Origin of the sequence: Mesotoga sp., from assembly GCF_035363035.1 — a bacterium.
In the GTDB taxonomy this organism is placed as follows: Bacteria; Thermotogota; Thermotogae; order Petrotogales; family Kosmotogaceae; genus Mesotoga.
In genome coordinates, this window is the sequence record NZ_DAOSEH010000011.1 from 18623 (window position 1) to 42257 (window position 23635).

General features: G+C 51.2%; 21 protein-coding genes. 10 read left to right on the plus strand and 11 right to left on the minus strand.

Going from position 1 to position 23635, the window contains the following annotated elements; all coding sequences use genetic code 11:
- Positions 1-7 precede the first annotated feature (7 nt).
- The 8 genes from PKX57_RS03475 to PKX57_RS03510 all read left to right on the plus strand — a co-directional run bounded on the left by PKX57_RS03475 (position 8) and on the right by PKX57_RS03510 (position 8979).
- On the plus strand, positions 8-1681 hold the full coding sequence (locus PKX57_RS03475) for a phosphodiester glycosidase family protein (RefSeq protein ID WP_472416025.1): 1674 nt from the start codon (positions 8-10) through the stop codon (positions 1679-1681).
- 23 nt (positions 1682-1704) lie between these two features.
- Entirely contained in the window at positions 1705-3777 is a 2073-nt protein-coding gene (fusA, locus tag PKX57_RS03480; protein WP_213920075.1) for an elongation factor G, read from the plus strand.
- 45 nt (positions 3778-3822) lie between these two features.
- Positions 3823-4167, plus strand: a complete 345-nt coding sequence (locus tag PKX57_RS03485) for a DUF503 domain-containing protein (RefSeq protein WP_470745777.1) — start codon at positions 3823-3825, stop codon at positions 4165-4167.
- A gap of 33 nt (positions 4168-4200) precedes the next feature.
- Positions 4201-4827, plus strand: a complete 627-nt coding sequence (gene yqeK, locus PKX57_RS03490) for a bis(5'-nucleosyl)-tetraphosphatase (symmetrical) YqeK (protein WP_472416027.1) — start codon at positions 4201-4203, stop codon at positions 4825-4827.
- Positions 4814-5524, plus strand: coding sequence for a hypothetical protein (locus PKX57_RS03495; protein WP_472416029.1), 711 nt, complete (start codon positions 4814-4816; stop codon positions 5522-5524). Before yqeK ends, PKX57_RS03495 begins: the two co-directional genes overlap by 14 nt.
- Positions 5524-6729 carry an LCP family glycopolymer transferase gene (locus tag PKX57_RS03500; protein WP_213920073.1) on the plus strand — a complete coding sequence of 402 codons (1206 nt, stop codon included), beginning with the start codon at positions 5524-5526 and terminating at the stop codon, positions 6727-6729. The genes PKX57_RS03495 and PKX57_RS03500 overlap by 1 nt, the downstream gene beginning before the upstream one ends.
- Before the next feature lie 9 nt (positions 6730-6738).
- Positions 6739-7689 (plus strand): GAF domain-containing protein, encoded by a 951-nt coding sequence (locus tag PKX57_RS03505; protein ID WP_472416031.1) that lies wholly within the window; start codon positions 6739-6741, stop codon positions 7687-7689.
- A gap of 126 nt (positions 7690-7815) precedes the next feature.
- A complete protein-coding gene (locus PKX57_RS03510) occupies positions 7816-8979 on the plus strand; it encodes a type III PLP-dependent enzyme (RefSeq protein WP_213922610.1) in 1164 nt (387 codons plus the stop codon).
- 25 nt (positions 8980-9004) lie between these two features.
- Here PKX57_RS03510 and PKX57_RS03515 read toward each other — a convergent pair whose 3' ends face one another.
- The 11 genes from PKX57_RS03515 to PKX57_RS03565 form a co-directional block, all read right to left on the minus strand.
- A complete protein-coding gene (locus PKX57_RS03515) occupies positions 9005-9853 on the minus strand; it encodes a rhomboid family intramembrane serine protease (protein ID WP_214049194.1) in 849 nt (282 codons plus the stop codon).
- Positions 9854-9862: 9 nt separating this feature from the next.
- The gene (locus PKX57_RS03520) at positions 9863-10783 is read right to left on the minus strand and encodes a hypothetical protein (protein ID WP_472416033.1); all 921 of its coding nucleotides are present in this window, start codon (positions 10781-10783) and stop codon (positions 9863-9865) included.
- Positions 10780-12462, minus strand: a complete 1683-nt coding sequence (locus PKX57_RS03525; protein ID WP_214050124.1) for an NFACT RNA binding domain-containing protein — start codon at positions 12460-12462, stop codon at positions 10780-10782. Before PKX57_RS03525 ends, PKX57_RS03520 begins: the two co-directional genes overlap by 4 nt.
- 227 nt (positions 12463-12689) lie before the next feature.
- Positions 12690-13532 carry a 4-(cytidine 5'-diphospho)-2-C-methyl-D-erythritol kinase gene (gene ispE / locus PKX57_RS03530; RefSeq protein WP_472416035.1) on the minus strand — a complete coding sequence of 281 codons (843 nt, stop codon included), beginning with the start codon at positions 13530-13532 and terminating at the stop codon, positions 12690-12692.
- A complete protein-coding gene (locus tag PKX57_RS03535; protein WP_472416037.1) occupies positions 13499-14071 on the minus strand; it encodes an NUDIX domain-containing protein in 573 nt (190 codons plus the stop codon). Before PKX57_RS03535 ends, ispE begins: the two co-directional genes overlap by 34 nt.
- Before the next feature lie 13 nt (positions 14072-14084).
- Positions 14085-15206 (minus strand): hypothetical protein, encoded by a 1122-nt coding sequence (locus PKX57_RS03540; protein WP_472411393.1) that lies wholly within the window; start codon positions 15204-15206, stop codon positions 14085-14087.
- Complete coding sequence (locus PKX57_RS03545) at positions 15207-17789, minus strand: CBS domain-containing protein (protein WP_472415037.1); 2583 nt, start codon at positions 17787-17789, stop codon at positions 15207-15209.
- Positions 17770-19116 (minus strand): sigma 54-interacting transcriptional regulator, encoded by a 1347-nt coding sequence (locus tag PKX57_RS03550; RefSeq protein WP_213922618.1) that lies wholly within the window; start codon positions 19114-19116, stop codon positions 17770-17772. Before PKX57_RS03550 ends, PKX57_RS03545 begins: the two co-directional genes overlap by 20 nt.
- Complete coding sequence (locus tag PKX57_RS03555; protein ID WP_213922619.1) at positions 19088-20398, minus strand: ATP-binding protein; 1311 nt, start codon at positions 20396-20398, stop codon at positions 19088-19090. The genes PKX57_RS03550 and PKX57_RS03555 overlap by 29 nt, the downstream gene beginning before the upstream one ends.
- Positions 20382-21167 (minus strand): SAM-dependent chlorinase/fluorinase, encoded by a 786-nt coding sequence (locus PKX57_RS03560; protein WP_213922620.1) that lies wholly within the window; start codon positions 21165-21167, stop codon positions 20382-20384. The genes PKX57_RS03555 and PKX57_RS03560 overlap by 17 nt, the downstream gene beginning before the upstream one ends.
- Positions 21148-21570, minus strand: coding sequence for a DUF123 domain-containing protein (locus tag PKX57_RS03565; protein WP_213922621.1), 423 nt, complete (start codon positions 21568-21570; stop codon positions 21148-21150). Before PKX57_RS03565 ends, PKX57_RS03560 begins: the two co-directional genes overlap by 20 nt.
- 95 nt (positions 21571-21665) lie before the next feature.
- On the opposite strand from PKX57_RS03565, the gene PKX57_RS03570 reads away from it, so the two are divergent.
- Both PKX57_RS03570 and PKX57_RS03575 read left to right on the plus strand, forming a co-directional pair.
- Positions 21666-22736, plus strand: a complete 1071-nt coding sequence (locus tag PKX57_RS03570) for an alanine racemase (protein WP_213922622.1) — start codon at positions 21666-21668, stop codon at positions 22734-22736.
- Entirely contained in the window at positions 22733-23566 is an 834-nt protein-coding gene (locus PKX57_RS03575; RefSeq protein ID WP_214047545.1) for a GNAT family N-acetyltransferase, read from the plus strand. Before PKX57_RS03570 ends, PKX57_RS03575 begins: the two co-directional genes overlap by 4 nt.
- Positions 23567-23635: the final 69 nt, after the last annotated feature.

The window sequence follows — 23635 nt, forward strand, 5'->3', positions numbered from 1 at the left end:
GGCGCCAATGAGACGTATATTTCTTCTCCTTTTCATTGTTGCTTGTCTCACCGCCCTTTCGAAAAACCTCGTTTATCTCGACGAAAGAGGACAGATGATGACCTACGACGATGTCGTCATCTCGACTCCTTCCGGCGAATTTGTGAGCATCGAAATCATCGACAAAATACTGAAAGGTGTTGTGATTTCCCAGTCTCTCCGACAGGAGGAGACGATAATGATCCTGCCCTCCGGGGCGATAGTATCGTTTTCACACAAAACTTCCAGGGCCACAGTAGAGTTCGGGAACGAATTCGATAACGCTCTTCTGATAAGGGATGGTGTTGCATACATCAATTCCGAACTGCTCTCGGTTATAACCAGGGCATCCATTTTCAGCGAAACAGACTCGCTGGTGCTCTATTCGCAGCCTCTGAGAATCAAGAAGATCGATAACCAGGCCGACAGCATCAGAATCACGCTGGACCGGAAGGTCCTTCCTGACTTCATAACATACTGGTGGACCGGGAGCGGCTCGCTGGCGATAACCCTTCGCCCAGCTATGGTCGACCCGCTGCTGGACTACGATGAAGTTTCGATATCATCTGGAAGAGACTTCGTTCGCCTGGTCTTCGAGAAGCCCTGGGGCGACATCGAGTACGAGATCGATGGGCTGTCCGTGATTTTCCGAAACAAGAGCGGACTGGGCAGGACGGTCCAGATAGAAACCGCATCCAGCTACTCTCTGAGTCTTTACGAGTCGTACGTCGATGGCCGCAGGTTCAGCATGTCTTATCTCGAAATGAATCCCGAGAAATTCGTTTTCTCCGTCGAGCTCGCCTCCAACGGGATAGCCGGGCTCGAAAAGGCTTCCGATATACTCAATCGAAGGAAGTCCGAAATCATGATCAACGGCGGATACTTCGATCAGAACCAGAACCTGCCCATTGGATTGCTAATAAGAAACGGAGAGGTACTGGGGCTGCCTTCGCTGGGCAGGCCGGCGCTGTACGTAACCGACAAGGGTAGAGTTTACGTCTCCAGGATGGACATAATCTACCTGGCCGAAATCGGCGGAAGAACCGTACAGATAACCGGCGTCAACTCTCCGTACAGAGGAGAGGTCGTTCTCTACACTGACGAGTATAGAAATACCCTCCCTGAATTCGACGATTTCCAATACTTGGTGATCGAGAACTCCGGAAGAGTCGTCTCGAAAGGTTACGTCTCCTTCGTAAAGCAGGGCACTAACGTTCTCGTCCTATCGCCGTCGGCGGTCCAGAAGTCGGGAAACATTTCCGTCGGCAATACCGTCAAATTCAAACTTATCAACTCCTATGGAGAAAACCTGGTCTCTGCGGTTGAAGGCGGTCCGATGATAATCCACGACGGCGTTCCGGTAAGCGATTACGAACGAAACTATTACTCCTCATCCTTGATAGACGTTCGCGCCCCAAGAACTCTGGTGGGCATCAAGAAGACTGGCGAGATAGTTTTCATAGTCATCGACGGTTACCAGCAGAGCAGCTATGGTCTATCCATGAAAGAAATGATAGAATTTTTCAAGGACAAAGGTTTCGATTCCCTGATGTGTCTGGATGGCGGTAAGTCCTCCATAATGATGGTTGAAGGTAAAGTTGTTAACACTCCTTCTTCTGGAATACCTTCCCTTCCAGTAGTTATAATGGGTACACGTAAATAGACAGATTTGGAGGTGGTCAGATTATGAACAAGATTCCGGTCGATGCCAAAAGAGATATCGCGCTCATTGGACACCACGGCTCCGGAAAAACTCAGCTGGTGGATGCGATGCTGTTCAATGCCAAGCTTATCGATAGAACCGGCATCCTGGCAACTGATACTGAAGAGGTAGAAAAGGAGAAGAAGGCCAGCTTCTCTATGGGAGTAACGAGTTTCGCTCACGGAGATAACAGAATATACGTGCTCGATACCCCTGGTATGGCCGACTTTATGGCCGAAACCGTTAACGGGATCTATGCCTGTGAAAATGTGGTTGCGGTCATAAATTCAACGGCGGGAATGGAAATACAGACCGAGAGGTTCGGTGCGATAGCCGGGGAACAGGGTAAGGGGATTATCGCCTTCTTCAACATGCTAGACAAAGAGAGGTCTTCCTATCAGGACGCTCTGGCCGACCTCGCCGACACCTTCGAGAGAACACCGGTACTGGTTCAGCTTCAGATTGGTAGTGAAGGAAACTTCAAGGGACTTGTCGATCTCATCGCCATGAAGGCCTACATCTACGAAGGCAACAGCGGGACCTTCAGTGAATCGGCTATCCCGGCCGACCTGGCCCAGGCGGCCGAAGAGGCCAGGACGAAGATGATCGAAGATATAGTGCAGAACGACGAAGAACTCATGATGAAGTACCTTGAAGGTGAGGAACTCTCCGGCGACGAGATAGTTGGTGCGTTGAAAAAGGCCTACCTGGCAAACGAAGTAGTTCCGGTCCTTCTCGGCTCGGCCCTCAAGAACATTGGAGTCCACCAGTTGATCGATTTCGTTGTAAGCGTCGGCAAAAAGACTTCCGAAAGTTCTCCAAGGAGCGCTACGCTTCTTTCGGATGATAAAATCGAGGTCAACCCGACCGAAGAAGAGCCACTGGTAGCCTATATTTTCAAGTCCGTCGTCGATCCTTTCGTTGGAAAGCTCACCTATATGAAGCTTCTGTCGGGAAGTCTAAAACAGGGTGACACTTTCGTCGTAGTAGATCAGGATTCCCAGGAAAAGGCCGGTCATGTGATACTGCCCGAAGGTCTAAAAGAAATCGAGGTCGATGAAGCGACGGTCGGCGATGTCGTAAAGCTCAGCAAATTGAAGAAAAGCGCTGTCGGAAACACGGCGACGCATAAAGATAGACAGATGAAACTCGATCTCCCCGTACTGCCCGAACCCATGATATCGAAATCTATCCAGCCGAAATCCAAGGGAGACATAGACAAGATAAGCGGAGGTCTGGCGAGACTGGCCGAGTCCGATCCGACTTTCAAGTGGGAAAACGACCCGGAAACCAACGAAACGGTCATCAGCGGTCTTGGCTCGGTTCACCTCGACATTATGATAGAGAGGCTCAAGAAACTCTTCTCGGTCGATGTTGAAGTGGGCAAGCCGAAGATAGCCTACAGAGAAACGGTCAGAAAGACCGTCGAAACGGAGTACAAACACAAAAAACAGACCGGTGGCCACGGCCAGTACGGTCACGTTCAGATAAGGATAGAGCCCAACGAGCGCGGCGGCGGCTTCGAATTTATCGACAAGATCGTCGGAGGCGTTGTGCCCAAGAACTACATACCGGCCGTCGAAAAGGGAGTAGTCGAAGCCATGAAGAAGGGCATTGTAGCCTTCTATCCGGTCGTGGACACGAAAGTCACGCTCTTCTACGGATCGTACCACGACGTTGATTCTTCCGATATGTCGTTCCAGATAGCTGCAAGACAGGCCTTCAAGAACGGTATGACCGATGCCAACCCTGTCATTCTCGAGCCCATAATGGATATTGAAGTCTTCGTTCCCGACGAAGCAACCGGCGATATAATGGGTGAAATCACCTCGAGAAGGGGTCGCCCCATGGGAATGGAACCCCAGGGAAAAGGTACTTCCAAAGTCGTCGCCCAGGCTCCTCTGGCTGAGATGCTCGATTTCGCCAACAAGCTGAGCTCAATAACCAGCGGCAGGGGCTACTTCACCATGAAATTCAACGGTTATCAGGAAACCCCGCCCGACGTTCAGCAGAAAATAGTGGTCGAACGCCAGCGCGAACTTGAAGAGCAGAAATAATCCAGAAAATTCTACGGGGAGCCCTGGAATCGGGGCTCCTTTTTTATGAACGTGGCTTTGGCCTTATCCGTCATAAAGGCAGCGATATCTTTCTTTTCGGGAGGCCGTGTGATGCATTTCGGTTATATGACTTACCTTGTAAAGCTCGAGGGTATAAATTCCTTGAAGGAGAAACGCGGTGTTATCAGACCTGTTTTCAACGACCTCAAGAAAAACTTCAACGCCTCCATTGTCGAAACGGGACGTCACGATTCCAGGGAAGAGTTTGAAGTGACGATAGGGATAGTCGCCAACACAAGGGGAGAACTAGATTCTCTCTTCAACTCTGTCTATGAGAGAATCCTCTGGAACGGCTTCGAAGTCATAGGGGAAAGTGGCGAGTCCTGGTGATGGCGGTTAGTTCAAAGTTTATGGACGGAGTCAATGGATGCGGGTTTCTTCAGAAAGGCGGTAAGAATAATGGGGTCTAATTCCCATGTAGCCAAAGATCTCGTCAAAAAGGCGGGAGCTCTCTGCACCGTATCCAGGTTCGAGCACATCATGGGCGTCGAGAGACTCGCGGTGGAACTGAGCAGACTACACGGCGAGGATGAAGAAAAGGCCTCGCTGGCCGCTCTGGGACACGATATTTTCAGAGACCTTCCCGGAGGCGAGCTGTTGAGACTGGCCAACGTTTACGGCCTCGAACCGTGTATTCTTGAAATTAAGCAACCCGTACTACTCCACGGAAAAGTGGCGGCTTCTCATATCAGGAACGAGTACGGGATCGACGGCGATATCTTCGAATCGATATACTGGCATGTAAGCGGCTATCACTCCCTTCCGCGGCTGGCGAAGATATTGATGATCGCCGATATGGGCGAAGAGACTAGGCAGTTCACCCAGGCGGCCAGGGTCAGAGAGCAGGCGAAAAGTGATCTGGAAAAATCTTTTCTCAACGTGATAAGATTGAAGATACAATGGTCACTGAACTCGGAGAAGTGTCTACTTCCCGAAACTGTATTGGCATGGAATTACTGTATTGGAGGTGCCGATTATGTCTCTGATTAAGCCGAAGAGACGTCGTGGTCCGAGGATGCTGTGGTTGATCCTGGTGCCCATATTTATCGTGGTGGCGCTGGGCCTCTATGTATATCTGACAATGAACGGTGTCAATAACAGCAACGAAGTCAAGGCCAGATACGTGGATTATCTCTTTTACCTGGAAGAGCCGGGCGGCGGTTCTTATTACTACCTGCTGACCTCAAACGACGGCAGGAGCTCGCTGGTCACCTTCCCTGTCTATTCGACGATCGAAAACTCCAAAGAGGTCCTCGATCCGCAGCTGGAAGCCTCAGCCATAAAGCTCATCCAGAGCTGGCTAAACACGAGTGGCGATTATTCATATTTCGTGCGCCTCTCTGACACGCTCCTGGCCAACCTTTCCGAATCTCTAGGGATCAAAGCTTCCAACGCCGTTCAGTTGATCGACGGAATGGCCGTGAGGGGTTTCAAGCTGCTCGATTACTGGAAGCTTGGAGGTTTCTCAAAAGTGATAAAAGAATTCAACCCCTCCACGACAATCACCCCGAAGGGAATGGCCGTTCTCCTGAAAAGGCTGAGCACCTCTTCGAGGATCGCGTACCAGGTGGAGACGCTCACCCAGTATCCGCTGAAGATAAAAGTCGGTGTCACCGGCGAGTCGGTGAATAGACTGTACATAAAGACCGATTCTATAGAAAGTGTGAAAAAGGCACTGGCAAGGTGATGAGGAGAGTTCAGTACCTTCTCTTCTTGCTCTGTGTGGTTCTAATGGCTCTTTTCTTCTCCCTGCTGGTCTTACTCTTCAGAGGGTCCTATTCCTCCATCATAAATCTGACGACCCCGGGAGAGAGTTTCCTCATAGTCGGTATAGACACCGGTGGAAAGGCAAACAACTCCATCGGTGGCCGGACCGATTACATAGCTCTCTTCTATCTCGACGATGCCGGTACTTTCAACATCAAGAGCATACCGCGCGATACCGTCATAACTCACAACGGTGCGACAAGGAAGATAAACTCTCTCTACAACTCTTTCGGTATGAACGCACTGATCTCACAGGTGGAAACTCTCACTAAAAGGAAGATATCCGGTTTCGTGATAGTAGACTTCAACACGGTCAACGATCTGACGGATTTCACCGGCCCTATCCGGGTAGATGTGCTCTCCCCCATGCACCACGACGACTACCAGCAGGATCTGCACATCCACTTCGAAACCGGCGTTCATTACCTTGAAGGGGAAGATCTTTTGAAATACCTCCGCTTCAGAAGCAGCGATACAGGTGATCTGGGGAGGATCGAAAGACAGAAGTACATCATAAATCAGCTGGTCTCCCAGCTCATACAGGCGGGACCGAAGAAGATTCTGGAGTTGATCGATTACGTCATGAGCAAGACCGAGATCAACGTAGACAAGAAGACGCTTCTGGGAGTTGCTTACAGCTTTCTCAGGGGCAGCAGATCCATCACCTTCTCCCAGATAGATTACTACCTGGACAGGGACGGACAGATAATCCCGAGAGAGCCAGCGGCCACAACGGTCCAGACACCGGTCACGCCTACCGTTAGCTCGCCTACGATACTGGTGATAAACAATATACCCGATTATCAAACCAGGCTGGGCGATTTCGTCGAGACGGTGAAGAGCCAGTGGCTGAAACAGGCCAGTATAAAGGTCGAAGCCACCGGCATAGTCCCGGAGATACCAGGTATCGAGAAGCGTGAAACATACTTATTCATAAACTCAAGAGCCTCAGAAGTTAGGGACGCCTTCTCTTTGGCTCATCTATACCACAACCCCGTGGTGATTACTACATACAACTTCGCCAATATAGAAAAGTACTACGCTCTACTCGATTCGCTTTCGAAAGAGAGATTCTATCCGGTTACTTACGACGCCCTGGTGCTGCTGGGTGTCGGAGGAAGATGAAGGAGGACTATGAGAAGCATTTTCAGAGATTTCACCTACGATTACTTCAGCATACTGGCTTACCCTAAAGAGAAATGGCATGACTTCTGGCTCATCTACAGGGAAAAGCATCCAAGGGTTCTCGAAGAGTATATGCACAAAAACAACCTCGACGACTCATCGCTTAGCAGGGAGCTGGAAAGACTTGACAGGAGAGAGATAGACAGGCTTTCACAGTACTGGCAGGAAGCCGGTCCCCATGAAAAATCACGTGTCCTCAAAGAACTCGGAACCATGTCGGCCGATCTCCACCTTGAAAGAGAGGACTTCGTCATCCACATACTCGGTGGCCTTGGAAAGCAGGAACATCTCATTGTGCCGACTTCGAAAGGCAATGTCGTGATGATCGACCTGTTGCACTGCTGGAAAAACGGAAGTATAAACGACTTTCTCGCCGTCGTCAATAGAGCTCTGGAAGACTTTCTCGACTACTCGCGGATACACGTCAGAAACACGATGAACCCCCAGCAGAGAGAGGAACGGTACACCATCCTTCACGAAAGACTGATTAAAGAACTCGACGGTCTGTCTTTCGAACATAGAATGAAAAGAACGGTGGCTTTTCTAGATAAATACATCGAACATTACAATTGGACAGGCTTCTACCTGAGTGACGGTGAAAATTACCTGGTGCTCGGCCCGTACGTGGGGGAACCGACAGAGCACACCAGGATCCCTTTTGGAAGAGGCATTTGCGGCCAGGCGGCAGAAACCCGAAACGTCTTTCTCGTCCCGGACGTTACGAAGGAGAGCAACTACCTCTCGTGCAGTCCGAAAACGAAATCGGAAATTGTACTCCCTTTGATAAAGGAAGAGAGAGTAATAGGTGAACTGGATATTGACAGTCATTTTCAAAATAGTTTCTTAGATTCCGACAGAGAGTTTCTGGAAAAAATCTGCCAGTTCCTGATTGGCAGCTGAAAGTGGCTGACAAATTGCTATTCAGTATTGTAACTTTTTTAAACTAAAACTGACATTTTATCTTTGGCATTCTTTCATACTAATGGTGCTACAATAACTTGATCATTTTATGGGAGGGATGCCGTAGTGCACATAACGCCTGAGGTAAGAAAGGCCGCAATGGAAATAAAGACACCGTTCTTGATAATGGATATGGACTACGTTAGAAACAATTACTTCGACATAGTAAACCATGTAAGAAATGTCCAGGTGTTTTACGCGGTTAAGGCGAATTCACATCCAAGGATCATCGAAACCCTTCGGGATCTTGGCAGCAACTTCGATGTAGCATCACGTGGAGAGATCGAGAAGCTCCTTTCCCTTGGAGTAACTCCGGAGAGAATGAGTTTTGGCAACACGATAAAAAAAGTGGAAGATATAGCCTTCGCTTATTCGGTGGGTATTGATTACTACGCGGTCGATTCCGAAATGGAAGTCGAGAAGATCGCCGCCCACGCCCCCGGGAGCAAGGTTTATGGAAGAATAGCAACCAGCGGCGGTGACTGCGATTGGCCGCTTTCAAGGAAGTTTGGAACGGATGTCAACCATGTTATCTCTATCCTCGAATACGCCGATCAACTCGGGCTCGATGCGTACGGCGTCAGCTTTCACGTAGGTTCCCAGAACTACAACGTCAACAGCTGGGACGACGCCATAAAGGATGCCGCGCAGGTCTTCAAGGCCCTCAGAGCGAAGGGTATAAACCTCAGGATGCTGAACCTCGGAGGCGGAATGCCCGTCAAGCACATTCGGGAGATCAAATCCGTAAAGGCCTACGGTGACGTTATAAACAAGGCCCTGAAGAAATACATGTCCTTCGTTACCGATCTGGATCTCTTTATCGAACCGGGAAGGTCGATGGTGGGTAATTCGGCCATTCTGGTAAGCCAGGTGATACTTCGAAGCAGAAAAGGAGACGAAGACTGGGTTTACATCGACGCGGGAGTTTTCCATGGCCTGACGGAGACTATCGAAGGCTTCAGGTACGAGGTCCTGACCGAGGGAAAGGTCGACGATACCAAGATCTCCTTCCACCTGGCCGGGCCGACATGCGATTCCGTGGATACCGTTTACCACGAAATCGATCTCCCCAAGAACATAGGTTATGGAGATATCGTTTATTTCATCAACGCCGGTGCTTACACCACAGAATATGCAACCAATTTCAACGGCATCGAAGCCCCGAGGGTCTATTTTGTTGAAGACTTCGTGGACGCACAGATGCCAATAGAAGGCGACTTTGCAGAATAAGAGCCCCTTTCGGGGCTCTTATTTTCTATAGAAACTTTCTCAGCTTCTCGAATTCCTCTTGCGATATGAGATCCCTCTTGAAGAGCTCCCAGAGAACCTTTGAAGCCACCTCTTCATCTCTGAGGTTGCTCAACTCGCTCCTCAACTGGGCCAACCTCACGGTTCTCTCTTCGGAATCGCCGTTCTTGAGCGCGTTCAGAATCGGCAGATACTTGATGAGGATCTCCTGCGAGACCTCCTGGGAACTTTTTTCCGTAACCCTGGTATAAACTCTCCTCTGTCTTCCAAAGCGTGCATAGGCCGGCTTTGCGAACCAGCCGATGGCCGCTCCGGCGATCAATCCGCCTATATGGGCGGCGTTGCTTATACCCGGAATACTGAAACCGAGGAAGAGGTTTATCAGAATTATGGGGAGAAGCGAATAGCCGGTTATCGACCTCAACATCACCGGGGTGTCCTTCTTCAGTCCCAGAGTGAAGAGAATTCCGACCAACCCGAAGATCGCGCTGCTCGAGCCTATGGTGAGGGCCGGCGAAAAAGCCGCGGCGCTGAGCCCTCCGGCGATACCTGTCACGAAGTAGAAGAGCAGATACAGCTTCTTCCCGTAAACGGCCTCGACAACCATACCGAGTTGAAAGAGAGCCCACATGTTGAAAAGAATGTGCATGAAATTCCCGTGAAGGAACAGCGCCGTCACCGGAGTGTAGATCAATCCGCTGGAGAGCGCGTACCTGCTGACCCCGCCGTAAAGAGTTATGAGATCGCGCAGGCTTATACCGCCGGGACCTTTGAAAAAGCCAAGTATCGCTACGAAAAGATACACGGCGACGTTTATGACTATCAAGACTATCGTAGAGTTTCTGTATCGATTCAAAATACCCTCCTATACCAAAAGTCTTATCAACCTGTTGAACTCGTTCTCGCTAAGCAGCTCCTTCGAAAGCAATTGATCGAGAAGCGATCTGGCCTGATCGGTCTTAAGATCTCCCAGGTCTTTGAAGAGCAAGGCGATCACTTCTTTGCGATCTTCCGGTCCATTGACACGACTCAGGCTCTCGGAATATTTTTTCAGCAGGTCTTTGGCTAATTCCTCCGATTCACTTTTTACTTCCCTATCCTGTCCTCTCTCCTGTAAACTGACCAATTTCATAGACTCGCTGTCGAGCTTCTTCTCAAAGAAGTTGTGCAACTTTTGAAAGGAGGATAGCCTGTACCTCATGAACCAGCTGAAAAGCCCGTAGGTTACGAGAGTGAAGAGCAACACGAGAATCACCGAAAGCGGTTTGGTGACTAATAGCGGGATGTTCCTCGCTTTTCCCTCGAGAGATTGGATCTTCATCTCGTCGTTGTACAGTAGCACTATCAGCTTGGCATAAAGAAGGATCGAGGCTATTCCCGACAGAAAGAAGACCCAGCTGAAGAGCACATAACCGGTTCCGAGCATCTCGATCAATTCTTCCATCCTCGGAGCTTCCAGAGTTACATCGACATTGTCTATTATCGCCTTTATCACGAACAGTCCCGAGATGTTCATCACTATGAAAGAGGCCGAATAAAGGATGACCCACAGTCTCGCGTTCGGATAGATCTTCAGATTCCTCAGGTTTTCTTCAGCGATCAGTTTTCTGACCTTCATTATCTTGAGGTGTATATCTCTGTTGCGGGCCAGAACGTACCATATGTAGAGACTTATAATCATGCCGATGATCGACATCGTCATAGAGACGGCGGGACTGGCGAAAAAGATCGAAGCGTAAGAAAAAAAGCCTCCGATGAAGAACAAATAAGACGGAAGTCTTATCAAAGCCCTTCCTCCAGCTCCGTCGAAAGATCGACTAGGATAGTTTTTGCCTTCCTGTAAACCACCATTCCCGGCTTCGCTCCCTTTGGCTTGATAATATTGCCGGCCGTCGTGTAGACGACCTCCACTTTGCCCGAAAATCTGCCCTTCGAATAACGTCCTGCAAGTGCGGCGCCAAAGCTTATCGCCTTCTCCGGAACGTCTTTCCCGGCCTTCTTAAGTATAACATGAGCCCCGGGTATCCCGCGGGCATGAAACCAGAAGTCTTCTTTAGAAGCGGCCTTTGTTATTTCGTCGTTCTGTGTGTTGTTCTTTCCGACCAGGTACTTGAATTCGTGCCTCTCAAAGATCCTCGGCCCGGAAGGAGGTGTCCTCTTTCTCTTCTTTTCGACGCTCTCGGCCCTGATGATTCCGGCCTGTCTCAATTCGTCTTTGAAGGAGTCCAGCTCGACCAGATTCTCCGAAAGACTTACCATCTCTTCGAGCTGTTCGAGATACTCCCTCTCGCCGTTGAGTTCTTTCAGTCTCCTGGTTACCTGAATCTCTTTCCTGCGGGATTTGTCGTAGTATTTGAAGAAAAGCTGGGCGTTCTCCGAAGGGGTGAGCCGATCGTCCAGATCTATCCTGATCCTTTCACCGCTCTCCCAGTCTTCGAGTTCGATACTGGGGGTTCTATCTTTCAGTCTGTAAAGGTTGGCCACCAGCAATTCTCCGTAATACCTGTATCTGTCGTAATCGTTAACCTCCTGCAATTCCCTCTCGAGCTTTTCGATCAACTTTTCCTGTCTCGCGATCGCTTTGAGTAGCTTCCCTACAATCGATCTACGTCTGCGATCTATCTCCTTATCGACCCCAAAATGGACGAGCGCCTCGTTTATCACCATAGAGGCCTGCATGGCTTTGCAATCGCCCTTGAAATCCAGCGGTATGGGCGAGATCTCCATCTCTCCCTCATTCAGGCAAGTGTAAAGGATAGAACTGTTGAAATCGCTGGCTATCTTGCCAAGAAAGGTACACAGTTCATCTAGCTTCTCATCTTCCAGCTCGTCCGGGGCGACCTCCTCCAGACCCAGGTAACCGGTTATATTATGTGAGGTCCTTTTCGAGATACCGGAGAATGTGCTCCATATAGCTTTGGGGAGTTTCTCACCCGATACGAGCATCGAACTCCTGATCTCCCCGTCCGACAGGCTCGACAGATCCTTTCCCCTCGGTTCGGGCGGCACGTACCTAACCCCGCGGGCGAGGGTCCTCTTTTCGGTTATCATCTCGCGAAAGGCGTGGGTGACGGTTCCCTTACCATCGAGCACAATCATATTCGAACCAGGTCCCATCAACTCGATGACCAATTGATAGATCTCTCTCATACCGAAGGCGTTTCCGCCCTCCAGGATTAAACGGACGATCCTGTCCGTCTTCTCCTGGGTGATCGACTCGAGAAAGAGTCCGTTCAAATGCCTGCGAAGATAAATACTGAAGGGCGTCTCCAGAGAAGAGCTTTCATCCTTCTCGCCAAAAGAGATATAGGGAGTCGAAGGATCGAGAGAGACGTTCAATCCGGACCGGGAGAATTTGAAGAAGAACTCGCTCTTACCCTTCTGGTAAACCTGACGTAGCTGCTGCCCTACTATGTTTTGCAGTCCGTTGACCACCCTCTTCAAAACCAGACCGTCGAATATCACAGATATAACACCTCATTTCTGAATTCTAACTATAGAGCGAAAGAGCCGTCCTTGGCCCTTCGTCCAGGAGCATGGACCCGTCCTTTGAAAGAGCGTTAGGAGCGGTTCTCCGTTTCGACGCTGCGCGTCCAGGTTCCTGGTAAAACAGTTCACACTCCACTTCTCAACCCTCAACTCACCACCCACTACCTACTCTACCCACCATGGCTCCTGTTGCCCTTCATACCTCACCCATCTGTGGAAGTGATGAACCTGTATTCACCCTTCGTCCCTTCGAACAGAGAGAAGAGGGTAGATCCCGATCCCGTCATTCTGGTTGCGATGGCCTCTCTTTTCTCTTTGAATTTATCGTAAGCTCTCCCGATCTCCGGAAACATTGCGAAAACTGGCCCCTCGAAATCGTTCTTCGAGAGCCTGCCAATTAGTGTCAAATCCCGCTCCCTTAAAGCTGAGAGAAGCTTTTCTACCTCTTTATTCCCTAACTCGTGTCCGTCTGCCGATCTGCCCAGAAGGGTGTAAGCCAGAGGGGTCGAGACCACGATCCCCGGGAAGCAGAGATCTACCGAGTAGTCTTCCAGATCGCCGGGAAAGGTCAGAACTTCCCCCCGGCCGGTCCCGATTGCCGTCCCGCCCCTTAGAAAAAAGGGTACATCGCTCCCGATAGAGCAGGCCACTTCGAAAAGCGCTTCTCTTTCGATGTGAAAGGTCTCTCCGAGGTATCTCAGAAGAGCCGCAGCGTCTGAGCTACCGCCTCCGAGACCCCCGCCGGCAGGTATCTTCTTTTTTAGCTCCATTCCCAGAGCGAGCTCTTTGCCAAGGTGCTTCTCCACGGCTTTAACAGCTTTATAAAGCGTGTTCGAACCATTCCACGCAAGATCGATGTTGCTCCGAAAGTAGCCCGTGGGTACCCCCGGATGCAGGATCAATTCGTCGTAGAGATCTATCGTCTGGAAGATAGTCAATATCTCGTGGTAACCGTCCTCTCTCTTTTGGCCTACCTCGAGAAAGAGATTGATCTTCGCGGGACATTTCAGGGTTATTTCAACCGGCTCATTACGATCTGCGACCATGTTTCCATCTTCTCTCTGTACATTTCTAGCTCTTCGAATTCTACCATCGAACCGGTGAACTTGTCCTTTTCGTTGAAGCCGTGAAAGACTACGCTGGCGATATAGACTATCCCTATGTGGACCCTGCTCACGGCCGTGGAGAGATCGTTGAGGATACCCAGATACTCCAGAGAGGAGATATCCACATTCACCTCCTCGTCGATTTCGCGCCTCATACCTCTCTCGAATGCTTGCCAGGGATTCCGACCGTCTTCGGGGTTTATATGGCCGCCGACCCCGATCGAGTATTTATCATGAAGTCTTGACTCACCCTGCCTGTTCGTCCTGCGCATCAAGAGATACCTCTTTTCGTTTCTCAGAATCACATAAGGTATTATCTGCCGGCCGCTTTCATCTCTTTCAGCTTCCTCGCGGGGGACAAAACATCCGTAAAGCTCGACGGTTTTTTTTATATACTCTAAAGGAAGAGCCAGCAGCCCGTCGCGGGTTACCAGCTCTCCAAGACGATCAACATCGACTACGAGAACTTTTTCCTTCAAACCGTTCTCCCCACTACCAGCTCTTGTTGGGGAAGAGAACCATGGCCGATCCCTTCAGTGCTGCGAAAATTATGTCTTCTTCGTTGTACTGGGAGGAAGGAGCCGTCTTCTGTACAGCGATCACTCCGAAATAGTAATCTTCATCCCAGAGATGGCTGCCCGGCGGTAATAGATTGCCTTCGCTGAAGGCGAAACTCACGAATGTGCCGATATCTTCCTCGACGAACTCCTCCACGGCTCCGGGTACGTAGTAACCGTTTATCTTGACCAGGTGTGTGGCCCTGTTATCGCTTTTTCTGGCTCTGAAAAGCCACAGGTCATCGGTGAAGCGATCGATGTTCTGGACCTTTACCTTCCAGCCTGTCGCCCGCCAGCCGCTGAAGGTGGTGGGTTCGATCCTGACAGCCCAATCGCCAGTGGTGGGAGCGTTGTTGAACATGGTGCTCATCTGGGCGTTGGAGTATGTGTTGCTAGGCAATTTTGTCCAGGCCTGGAAAAAGACCTCGCCGGCGTTGTATATTGCCCCGGCGCTGGTAGGATCGATCCCGAAAAGTAACCTCTGGGCGTATGGATCGAATCCCACACCCGATTCCAGGAAGCCCTCTTTGTAACGGACGAAGTTGGGGACTCTGTTCGACCAGGAGAAAGAGAAGGCACCAAACCAGGTGGATGGCTGTCCGAAGGTCGTTCCTGCCTTCTCGAAGACCTCCACGAGAACGGATGTCTTCGGGTTGTAGGAAACCGTTTGGCTGTATTCCACGGTAACGAGAGCGCCATCATCGTCTTGGCCCGTCGCTCTGGCAGTTATCTTGACCCTTCCCGTCTCGGGAACGGTCGGAATATAGACCACTACTGTATCATCCTTGAATCGGGCGCTCTTCATGATCTTGAGATTCTGCGCGGTGATGTCCTGCCAGCCGCCTCCGCCCAGTTCTTTCTCAAGTTTCCAGATATAACCTGTCGCGTTCGGGGCGAATCTGAAGTTCATTGCCTCTACCATTATCGGCTTGCCTGGTTCCCTATTGCTACCCTGGATGGTCAATGATATGGATGGAAGCATCGGCCAGCAAGAACTGATAAAAAGCACTAAAGCGGCGATGAAGAAAATCACCAGTAACGTTCTGAATCTTTTCATTCATATCCCCTCCATTCTAAGAAAATCTTTCACGAATCCATCTTCCTTCTCGATTTCAAGCCCGTCCAGTCTAGCACAGTACAGGGCATCGAGTACTTTCTTTATTTCCGGTCCCTCTTTCAGACCGTACGCTCTCTTCAGACGCTCGCCGTCGACCGCCAGCTTCGTCTCTTTGAGCCTTTTAAGGTACTCCACGAAAGACCTGTCTCTTTCATCCTCGAGCTGGCTGTTGAGAAAGTTCAACGTCTCTGCCTTTTTCGACTTGATCGCACAGTGATATTGCGAAGGTTTTTCCGGGTTCTCACGGGAGATACTCTCGGCGTTCTCCCTGGCATCTCTGAGCCTCTCCAGAAAGTTTCTGGGGAGACCGTAACGTTGAATGTTCCACTGAACCTGCTCATTAATACTATACCTCAACAGTATCATCATTAGTGTATAAAGTATTCTATCCTCCCCGATATAGCCGTTGTTTCTCGGCCGCCTCAGAAAATACTTCTCGATCGCGAAATCGATCCGCCTGTCGAAGACCACTCCCGGGAAGAGCTTCTCTATAACGCCCAGTGTCGAAAGCCTCCTTATAGCTTTAAGGGGCTGGGGCTCCAGCAGGATTTTGTTTAGCTCGTCCCTCAATCGCTGGCCTGCCACTTTGTCCAGATAGTCCTCGCGAACGCAGTTTTTAAGGAGCTCCGCCGTTCTTACTTCTATTTCGAAACCGAACCTCTGCTCGAATCTTACGGCCCTCAGAACCCTCGTCGGATCCTCTATGAAGCTCAGCGGATGAAGCGCCCTGATGGTTCCCCTGGCCAGATCGTTTCTCGAACCGAAGAAGTCGATCAGCATTCCGAACTCCTCCTGGTTGAGCTTTACGGCCATGGCGTTTATCGAGAAGTCCCGCCTGTAAAGATCCTTCTTGATGGTGCTCATATCGACCTCAGGCAGTGCGGCCGGTCTCTTATAGAACTCGGTGCGCGCAGTGGCGACATCTATCCTCAGCCCGTCGTGAAAGAACATCGAACTGGCCAGGAATTCCTTGTGTTCCACTATCTTTATATCGAAGTACTTTTTGAAGGCCGCCGCGAAACTGTTCGCATTTCCTTCGACCACTATGTCGAGATCGAGGTTCGTCTTGTTCAGCAGAAGGTCTCTCACGAATCCTCCCACGATGTAAGTCGGCATACCCAGCTCGCTTCCAACGGCGCCCAGGAATCTGAGCATGGTCAGTAGCCTGCCTTCGACGCGCTCTTCCAGTAGCCGTGCTATCGAAAGCTTGACATAGTTCTGGTCTTCCTTCTGCTCTCTGCTCTGAAGGAACCTCTGGCGACTGAAAGGGCTCTTCAAAAGATCCGTTCTGGTCACTATGCCTGTGAGAATACCGTTTTCAAGGACCAGCGCCGAAGTAGTATCGTTTTCCACCATTCTGTCCGTAACCGATTGAACGGAATCGTTTGCCGAAGCCACAACGAAGAAGGGGTCCATGATTTCAACGATCTTCCTGTCGCCAAGGTTGTGCCTGGAGGCCTTCTCCACGTTCCTGTGTCTGGCGATACCCACGATCTTGTCCTGATCGACCACCGGCAGAGTGTGGTGGCCCGTTCTCTGCATTATTTTCAGAACGTCCTCGACTCTCATTTCCGTCAGAACGGTCCTGACCGGAGAGGACATTATGTCCCTGACCTTTATAAGTCTCTCTATATTCTTCTCGAAGGCTCCCCTGATGGCCAGATCTGCCTTTTCGAAGTCGCCCTCTTCGAAATAACCCATCGTGAAGGCCCCTACGCCGTTCCTTAAACTTCCGCCGAGCCCGTTGAGGTCGAGGTTCATATGCCTCGATCTGATAGTGAAATAAATCCTCTCTCCAACCTTCACCAGTACCACCAGATTCTCCACGCCCAGAAAAGACCAGAGTTTCTCTATCGCCAGACTCATACCGCTGGGGAGAGAGTCTCTCTGTGCTCTGGCGAAGCTAATCTCTACCCCCCCGACATCGACCGTCTCGATGTTGAGCAGAAGCGTCTCGACCAGCTTTTGCTGCGATAGACTCAACCTGTAGCTAGAATAGACGCCAAGTTCGTCGGGATGGACGCCCGAATCCAGCAGCCAGGCGGCCGTTCTCAAATCCTGCGGTTTTGTGTTGGCGTGCGTGAAGTTGCCGGTCTCCCTGTAGATCGCCGTGGCGAAGAGCGATGCCTCGTTCTGCGTGATGTGCTTCTTCTTCTTTCTCAGGAGGGTGCACATAAGGGTGGTGCAGGCTCCCAGATCGCGGTAGGTACCAGGCTTCTCGCCGGTGGCCTGAAGATGATGATCGAAGAATTTGACTTCCGTGCCGGCGGTTATCAGCCGCCTTATCGAAAAGGGAAGCCTCTGAATATCTGAAGTATCGACTACTATGAGCGAGTTCAGTCTTTCCAGTTTCAGCTCCCCGGTCTTGTAGAAAGAGAGGAGCAGTCCTCTGGAAGAGAGAAAACCTTTCAGCGCCGGCGAAAGCTCGCCGCCCAGAACGATCATGTGATCGGGAAAAAACTTCTGTGCGGCCACGGCCGATGCGAAGGCATCGAAATCGGGGTTAAGATGGGTCGTTATCACCTTCAAAGCTTTCCCACCTCTTCATTTTCTCGTATAACGTACTCTTGCTTATCTTCAGTACCCTGGCCGTCTCGCTCTTGTTTCCCGAGTGTCTCTTCAACAACCACGAGATATAGCGTCTCTCCATCTCATCCAGTGATACCTCTTCGAAACCTTTTTCGACGCACTTTTCGTTTTCAGGATTTTCCAGACCTATCGAGGAGAGGATCTCTCTGTCTCCGTTAACGGCAAGCATGGAGAGGAGCTTATTTCTGAGCTCACGGATGTTGCCCGGCCAGTCGTACCCCATCATCTCGTCCAGCAAACCGGCCGGTATCATGGGGTTTTTTCTCAGACCGAGCTCCTGGCAGAGCCTGGGGAGAAAGTACTCGACCAGCACGGGAATGTCCTCCCGTTTCTCCCTGAGCGGAGCGATCTTCAACTTCACCACGTTCAACCTGTAGTACAGGTCGCTCCTGAACTGCCCGGCAGTCACGTAAGATTCCAGGTCCCTGTTGGTAGCCGCTATGACCCTCAGGTCCAGCCTGCGCGAGATGTTGCCACCAAGACGCTGGTTGGTGGAGGTTTCCAACACCCTCAGCAGCTTCACCTGAAGGGCGAGCGGCATCTCCGAAACCTCGTCTAGAAAGAGAGTTCCCCTGCTCGACTCCTCTATGAGGCCGGGCCTGGAATGAAGCGCGCCGGTGAAAGCTCCCTTTTCGTAGCCGAACAGCTCACTCTCGAAGAGGTTCTCCGGTATGGCCCCGCAGTTGATCGCGACGAACCTCTTCCGTCCGCTCAATTGGTGGATCGCCCGGGCAACTATCTCCTTGCCCGTTCCACTCTCTCCCTCCAGGAGAACCGTTACCTTCTTGGGAGCGATCATCGAGATCGTCTCTTTCAGACGAATAACAGACGGACTCTTTCCCACGAACTCCGAGAGCGTATCGCCTCCGACCATTCCTGCCAGATCGTCTCTCTCCCTGCTGAGTTCCGAGTACTCTATCGACCTTTTCACCTCCAGCAGGGCGTGGGTCAGATCGAAGGGCTTCTCTAGGAAGTTGAAGGCTCCCTTTCTCACCGCGTCTATGGCGGTGTTTATATCGCCGTGGGCCGACACAACTATGACCGGAGCGGTCTGGGCGGCATCTGGGAGAAGGTCCAATCCTGACCCATCTGGAAGTCTCACATCCAGTATCACGCAATCGAAGAACTCGTCCAGCAGCGACTTTTCGGCTTGCTTCAGATTGTAAACCTGTGTCACATCGTAACCTTCCTCGCGAAGAGCCGCCGCGAGAAGGCCGTTGAAGGCCAGATCGTCATCTACCAGAAGAATCCTGCGATTCATCATCATTCCTCCTGAAAGTCAAAACGAAAACCGTTCCCTTTCCCGGAACGCTTTTCATCTTCAATCTTACATCGTTCTCATCGCAGAAATTCTTGATCAGGTACAGTCCCAGCCCCGAACCCTCCGATTTGGTCGTGTAGAAGGGTTTGAAGACCTCGGCCTGTATCGACTCGTCGATGCCCTTTCCCCGGTCGGACACGATCAGAGTGAGGTACTCGCTCGAACGGCGAACCTTCAGAGCGATCTCCCCTCCGTCTTCGCTGGCCTCCACCGCATTCATCAGTAGGTTTTTCACTACGTTCTCCAGCCTACCCTTTTGAACCAGGACCTTTCCGTCATCCAGCGAGATTGTATCGAGAGATATACTTCTGGCTGCCAGTATCGGTTCCATGAACGAAAGAACCTTCCTGACCGATTCGGAGAGATCGAGCCGTTCGAACTCCTCGCCATACCTGAAGATTTGCAAAATTCCGCCCACCTTCACCTGGAAACCCGAAAGCTCGTTCGAGAGTGTTTGCAGGTAGGAGTCTTTCCTGGAGCGTATATACAGATCCAGCGCCAGCCTCATGTTGGCCAGCGGCTGTTTGAGCCCGTGGGCCAGGTCGGCGACGGTCTGGGCATCGACGGCGTAGCGCCTGGTCTTCTCGAGGAGTTGCCTGGTCTTCCACTGGCTAGTCTTGTCATCCAGAGTGACGAGAAAGCCGCTCCTCTTCTTTTTGGTCACCGTCACCAGGTAACGCCTGCCCAGTTTTTTACTGTAAACATCGTACTGCCCCTCCTGGAGTGGAAAGAGCAGCCCGGTTCTCCTTATGAAATGATCGAGCTTCAGGTATCTCATGTTCTGGGCGCCGTAGGAAAAGCTCTTTACGAAAGCCTCGTTCGCCAGATCAATATTTCCGCTCCCATCGAGCGAAACCACGGATATGTTCAGCGTGTTCAGCAGCTCGGAATAATCCCTGTATAGCTTTTCGTAGTAGTTTCTCTCCTGCTCCACCTGAAGCGAGAGGTTCCTGTAAAAACCGTAAAGTTCGTGGAACTGGCCCTCCAGTTCGGCAGCCGGTTTCCGCTCGCCGCTCCGTATGAGTTTCACCAGCCTGTTGAGCTGTCTCACGATCACCAGGTAAACGAAGGCCGTCGCCGAAAGACCTGAAAAGATAACCAGCAGGAGACTCTCCACGTTGAACCCGATAAGCAACGAGGCCAGCAAGCCGGCACCCGCCACCACGATTCCCGTGATGTAGTGGTAACCGGAACCGAAAAGGACCTTATCTGGCTTTGACAACCGTTATCTGCTCTCCTTCGTCCATTCCGAGGAGTTCCCTGGCGCTTCCCTTGTTGACCGTTATCTCCATATAACCGCTGGAATCGAAGTGGGCCATAAGCTGTCCGAAATTCACGTCGTAATAAGTGTTGCCGAAGGTTATAGTGAACTGCTTTCTACCACGGCTCAACTCCAGAATATCCCCCTCTTCCAGCCCTGTTCCGAGAGAGAGCGGAATGTTGGTCTCGAGATTGCCGAAACCGTCGTAGAAGGCCACCTCGCCAGTGAGAGCGTCTCCGCTTCTGGTTGCCTTTCTGTATTTGAGGTATTCGAAGTTCATCAGTCTGGATCCCAGCTTCTCCACCGCCAGTCCCTTGGCTATGTGGGCGGCGACCGGTGCGAAGATATCTCTTCCGTGGAAGCTCCTTGAAACTCCCCTGTGGTATTGGCGGTTCTCGAGCTCCCTCACTTCGTGGACGCCAAAACTCTCGGCGGCCAGCGTGAAGATCCCGTTGTCAGGTCCGACCATGCACATTCCATTCTTGAGAACCATCGCCACAGGCTTTCTAGAAGTCCCTACACCAGGATCGACCACGGCCAGGAAGACCGTATCGGCCGGCAGGTCTTTGATCGCCCTCTCTATCACGTGAGCTGCGTGCCTAACGCTGAAAGGCTTTATATTGTGGCAGATGTCGAGAATCTCCACGTCCCTGTTTATCTCCCTTACCACGGCCTTGGCTATCCCGACGTAGTAACTGTCGTATCCCCAGTCAGTCAAAAAAGCTATCATCTCTCTCCCTCCAGTTTTTTACTATCGCATAGAATACTTCCGAAACGGCTTCCAGTTCTATTCTGTAAAGGTTCGACTCCACATTGCAATCGCTAGCACCAAAACCCTTCACGCTCTCGCCGTATTTAGAGACGAACCGCGAGAGCTCCTCTTCCATCCTCCTGTCGGAGGGAAGGAGAAGAGCGGCAAGGACCCTCGACTTCTCCCTGAGATAGTCTATGTGCCAGTGCTTCCTCTTTTCAAGCCTCAAATGGCGCCCGATTCTCTCAGAGAGCGAGTTCATCGCCGATCCCACGTATATATACATCCCCGGCTCGAGCTCCCATTCCCTTGCACCGGTCGAAATCAACGTTCTATGCTCAAGCTCGAGCAAAACGAGATAAACTCCCCTGTTAGCATCCATGACGTAGCTATTATACGATAGCGATCGAATATGATAGAAGAGACTCCTTGAAAGTTGTCCGTCGGGTTGCGTATAATTCCTTGAGAGGTGATCGCATGGCTTACGTGGAAATCAACAAATCGAACATATCGAAAAACGCCCGCCATCTGCTGAATCTTACGGGAAGAGCCGGTGTGGAGATGGCCTCCGTCACGAAGGTCGTCTGTGGCGACCCTGAAATAGTTTCGAAGATAATCGAGGCCGGTGTGCGAGAGATCGGCGAATCGAGACTGGAGAACATAGATCGAATCAGGAAGTTCGGCCTCTCGCCGGCCTTTCTCCTGTTGCGTCTCCCATCTCCGCAACTTTATAGAAAAGTCGTCGAATCGGTCGATTCCGTCCTTCTTAGTGAACTGAAATCCCTGAAGGCTCTCAAGGAGCTCTCGGAAGAGATGGGCCGCCGCTTGAAGTTCATCTACATGGTGGATACCGGTGACCTTAGAGAGGGCGTGATGTACGACCGGGCCTTCGAAGAGCTTGGAGAGGCCGCGAAGATAGCGGGGCGGAGTTTAGACGGTATCGGCACGAACCTCGGCTGCTTCGGCGGTGTGATAGCAACGCCGGAAAAATTCGAGATACTTCTCGCTCTGGGCGATAGGCTGCGCAGGGAGGACGGTATCGAGATCGAGAGGTATTCGGCTGGAAACACCGCATCGCTACCGCTGATAGAGAATGGAACACTCCCGCGAGGGATCAACCATTACAGACTCGGCGAATCCATCATGTGCGGCACCGACGTGACCAATAGCCGCGCCGTACCCGGAACTACCAGGGAGACCTTCACACTCTACGGAACTGTTCTGGAGCTCAAGAGAAAACCGTCCGTCCCGATTGGAGAGATAGGATCGGATGCCTTCGGAAGAAAGCCCCATTTCGAGGATATGGGCGAGAGGTTGAAAGCCATTCTGGATATCGGTGAGCAAGATGTCGTTCCATCAGGCCTCACACCGATGCTTGAAGGCTGCCGGGTCCTCCACGCATCCAGCGATCATCTGATAGTTGACGTTACCGATTGTCCGGAAAAACTTTCGGTGGATGATAGGATACCGTTCAGAATGTCTTACGGAGCCCTTCTAAGGGTTATGACCTCCCGCTATATCGCCAAAGAGTACAGGGATTTATCATGATTAGAGAACTCGAGCTTAAAGACAGGAAAAGTGTTCTCGAGATTGTCAAAGACATATGGGAGGGCGACGATTATATCCCGGCCGCCTTCGACTCGTGGGTTAGCGACGGCGACTGCCGTTTCATGGGAATGTGGAAGGACGAAGCGCTAGTTGGTGTGGCCAACCTCAGGCGTCTCTCGCCGACGGTGGGCTGGCTCGAAGGAATGAGGATCAAGCCAGAGTTTCAGGGGAAGGGATACGGCAGAGAACTGGCCGTAGAAATGATGAAACTGGCCCGGAATGACAGGCTGGAAGAACTTTATTTTTCGACTTACTTCGACAATCTGGCCTCGATCAGGATCAACGAATCGCTGGGATTCTCCAGGGTCGCCGTCTTTACGAACCTGGAGCTGGAACTCAAGCCCTCCGCGGATCTTGAGGGCGAATTGAAATACGCAGGATTGCAGATTGGCCGGGAGATCGCGGAGATAGAGACTTACATGAGCAACGACTGGTTCTTCATCCCCCCGGAAATCGGCCGCAAAAGCAACTGGTTGAAAGAACCGGAAACCTTGAGCCGGGAGGGCAATATGGCCGTAGTCTCCAGAAATCCGAAAGTCCCCGAATGCATGGAGATCAACTACATCGAGATAGGCAAGAGCGAAGACGCCGAAAACTTTCTTTCGTTGCTTGCCGGGTACGCCCGCGAAAAAGGTTACTCCCGCGTCCATACGATGGTGCCCGAAAACGTTGAGTTAGACGCCTTTTTGAAAAACCGGTTCGCACCCTTCGAGAGGTTTCACGATGTTTTCATATACCGGGCCAGAACCGACGAATTGAGAATAGACTGAAGAGAGTCTAGCTCTCTTGGTTTTCTGGAAGGAGAGATAGTATCATTGTTCTCGTACGTTCCAACGGGT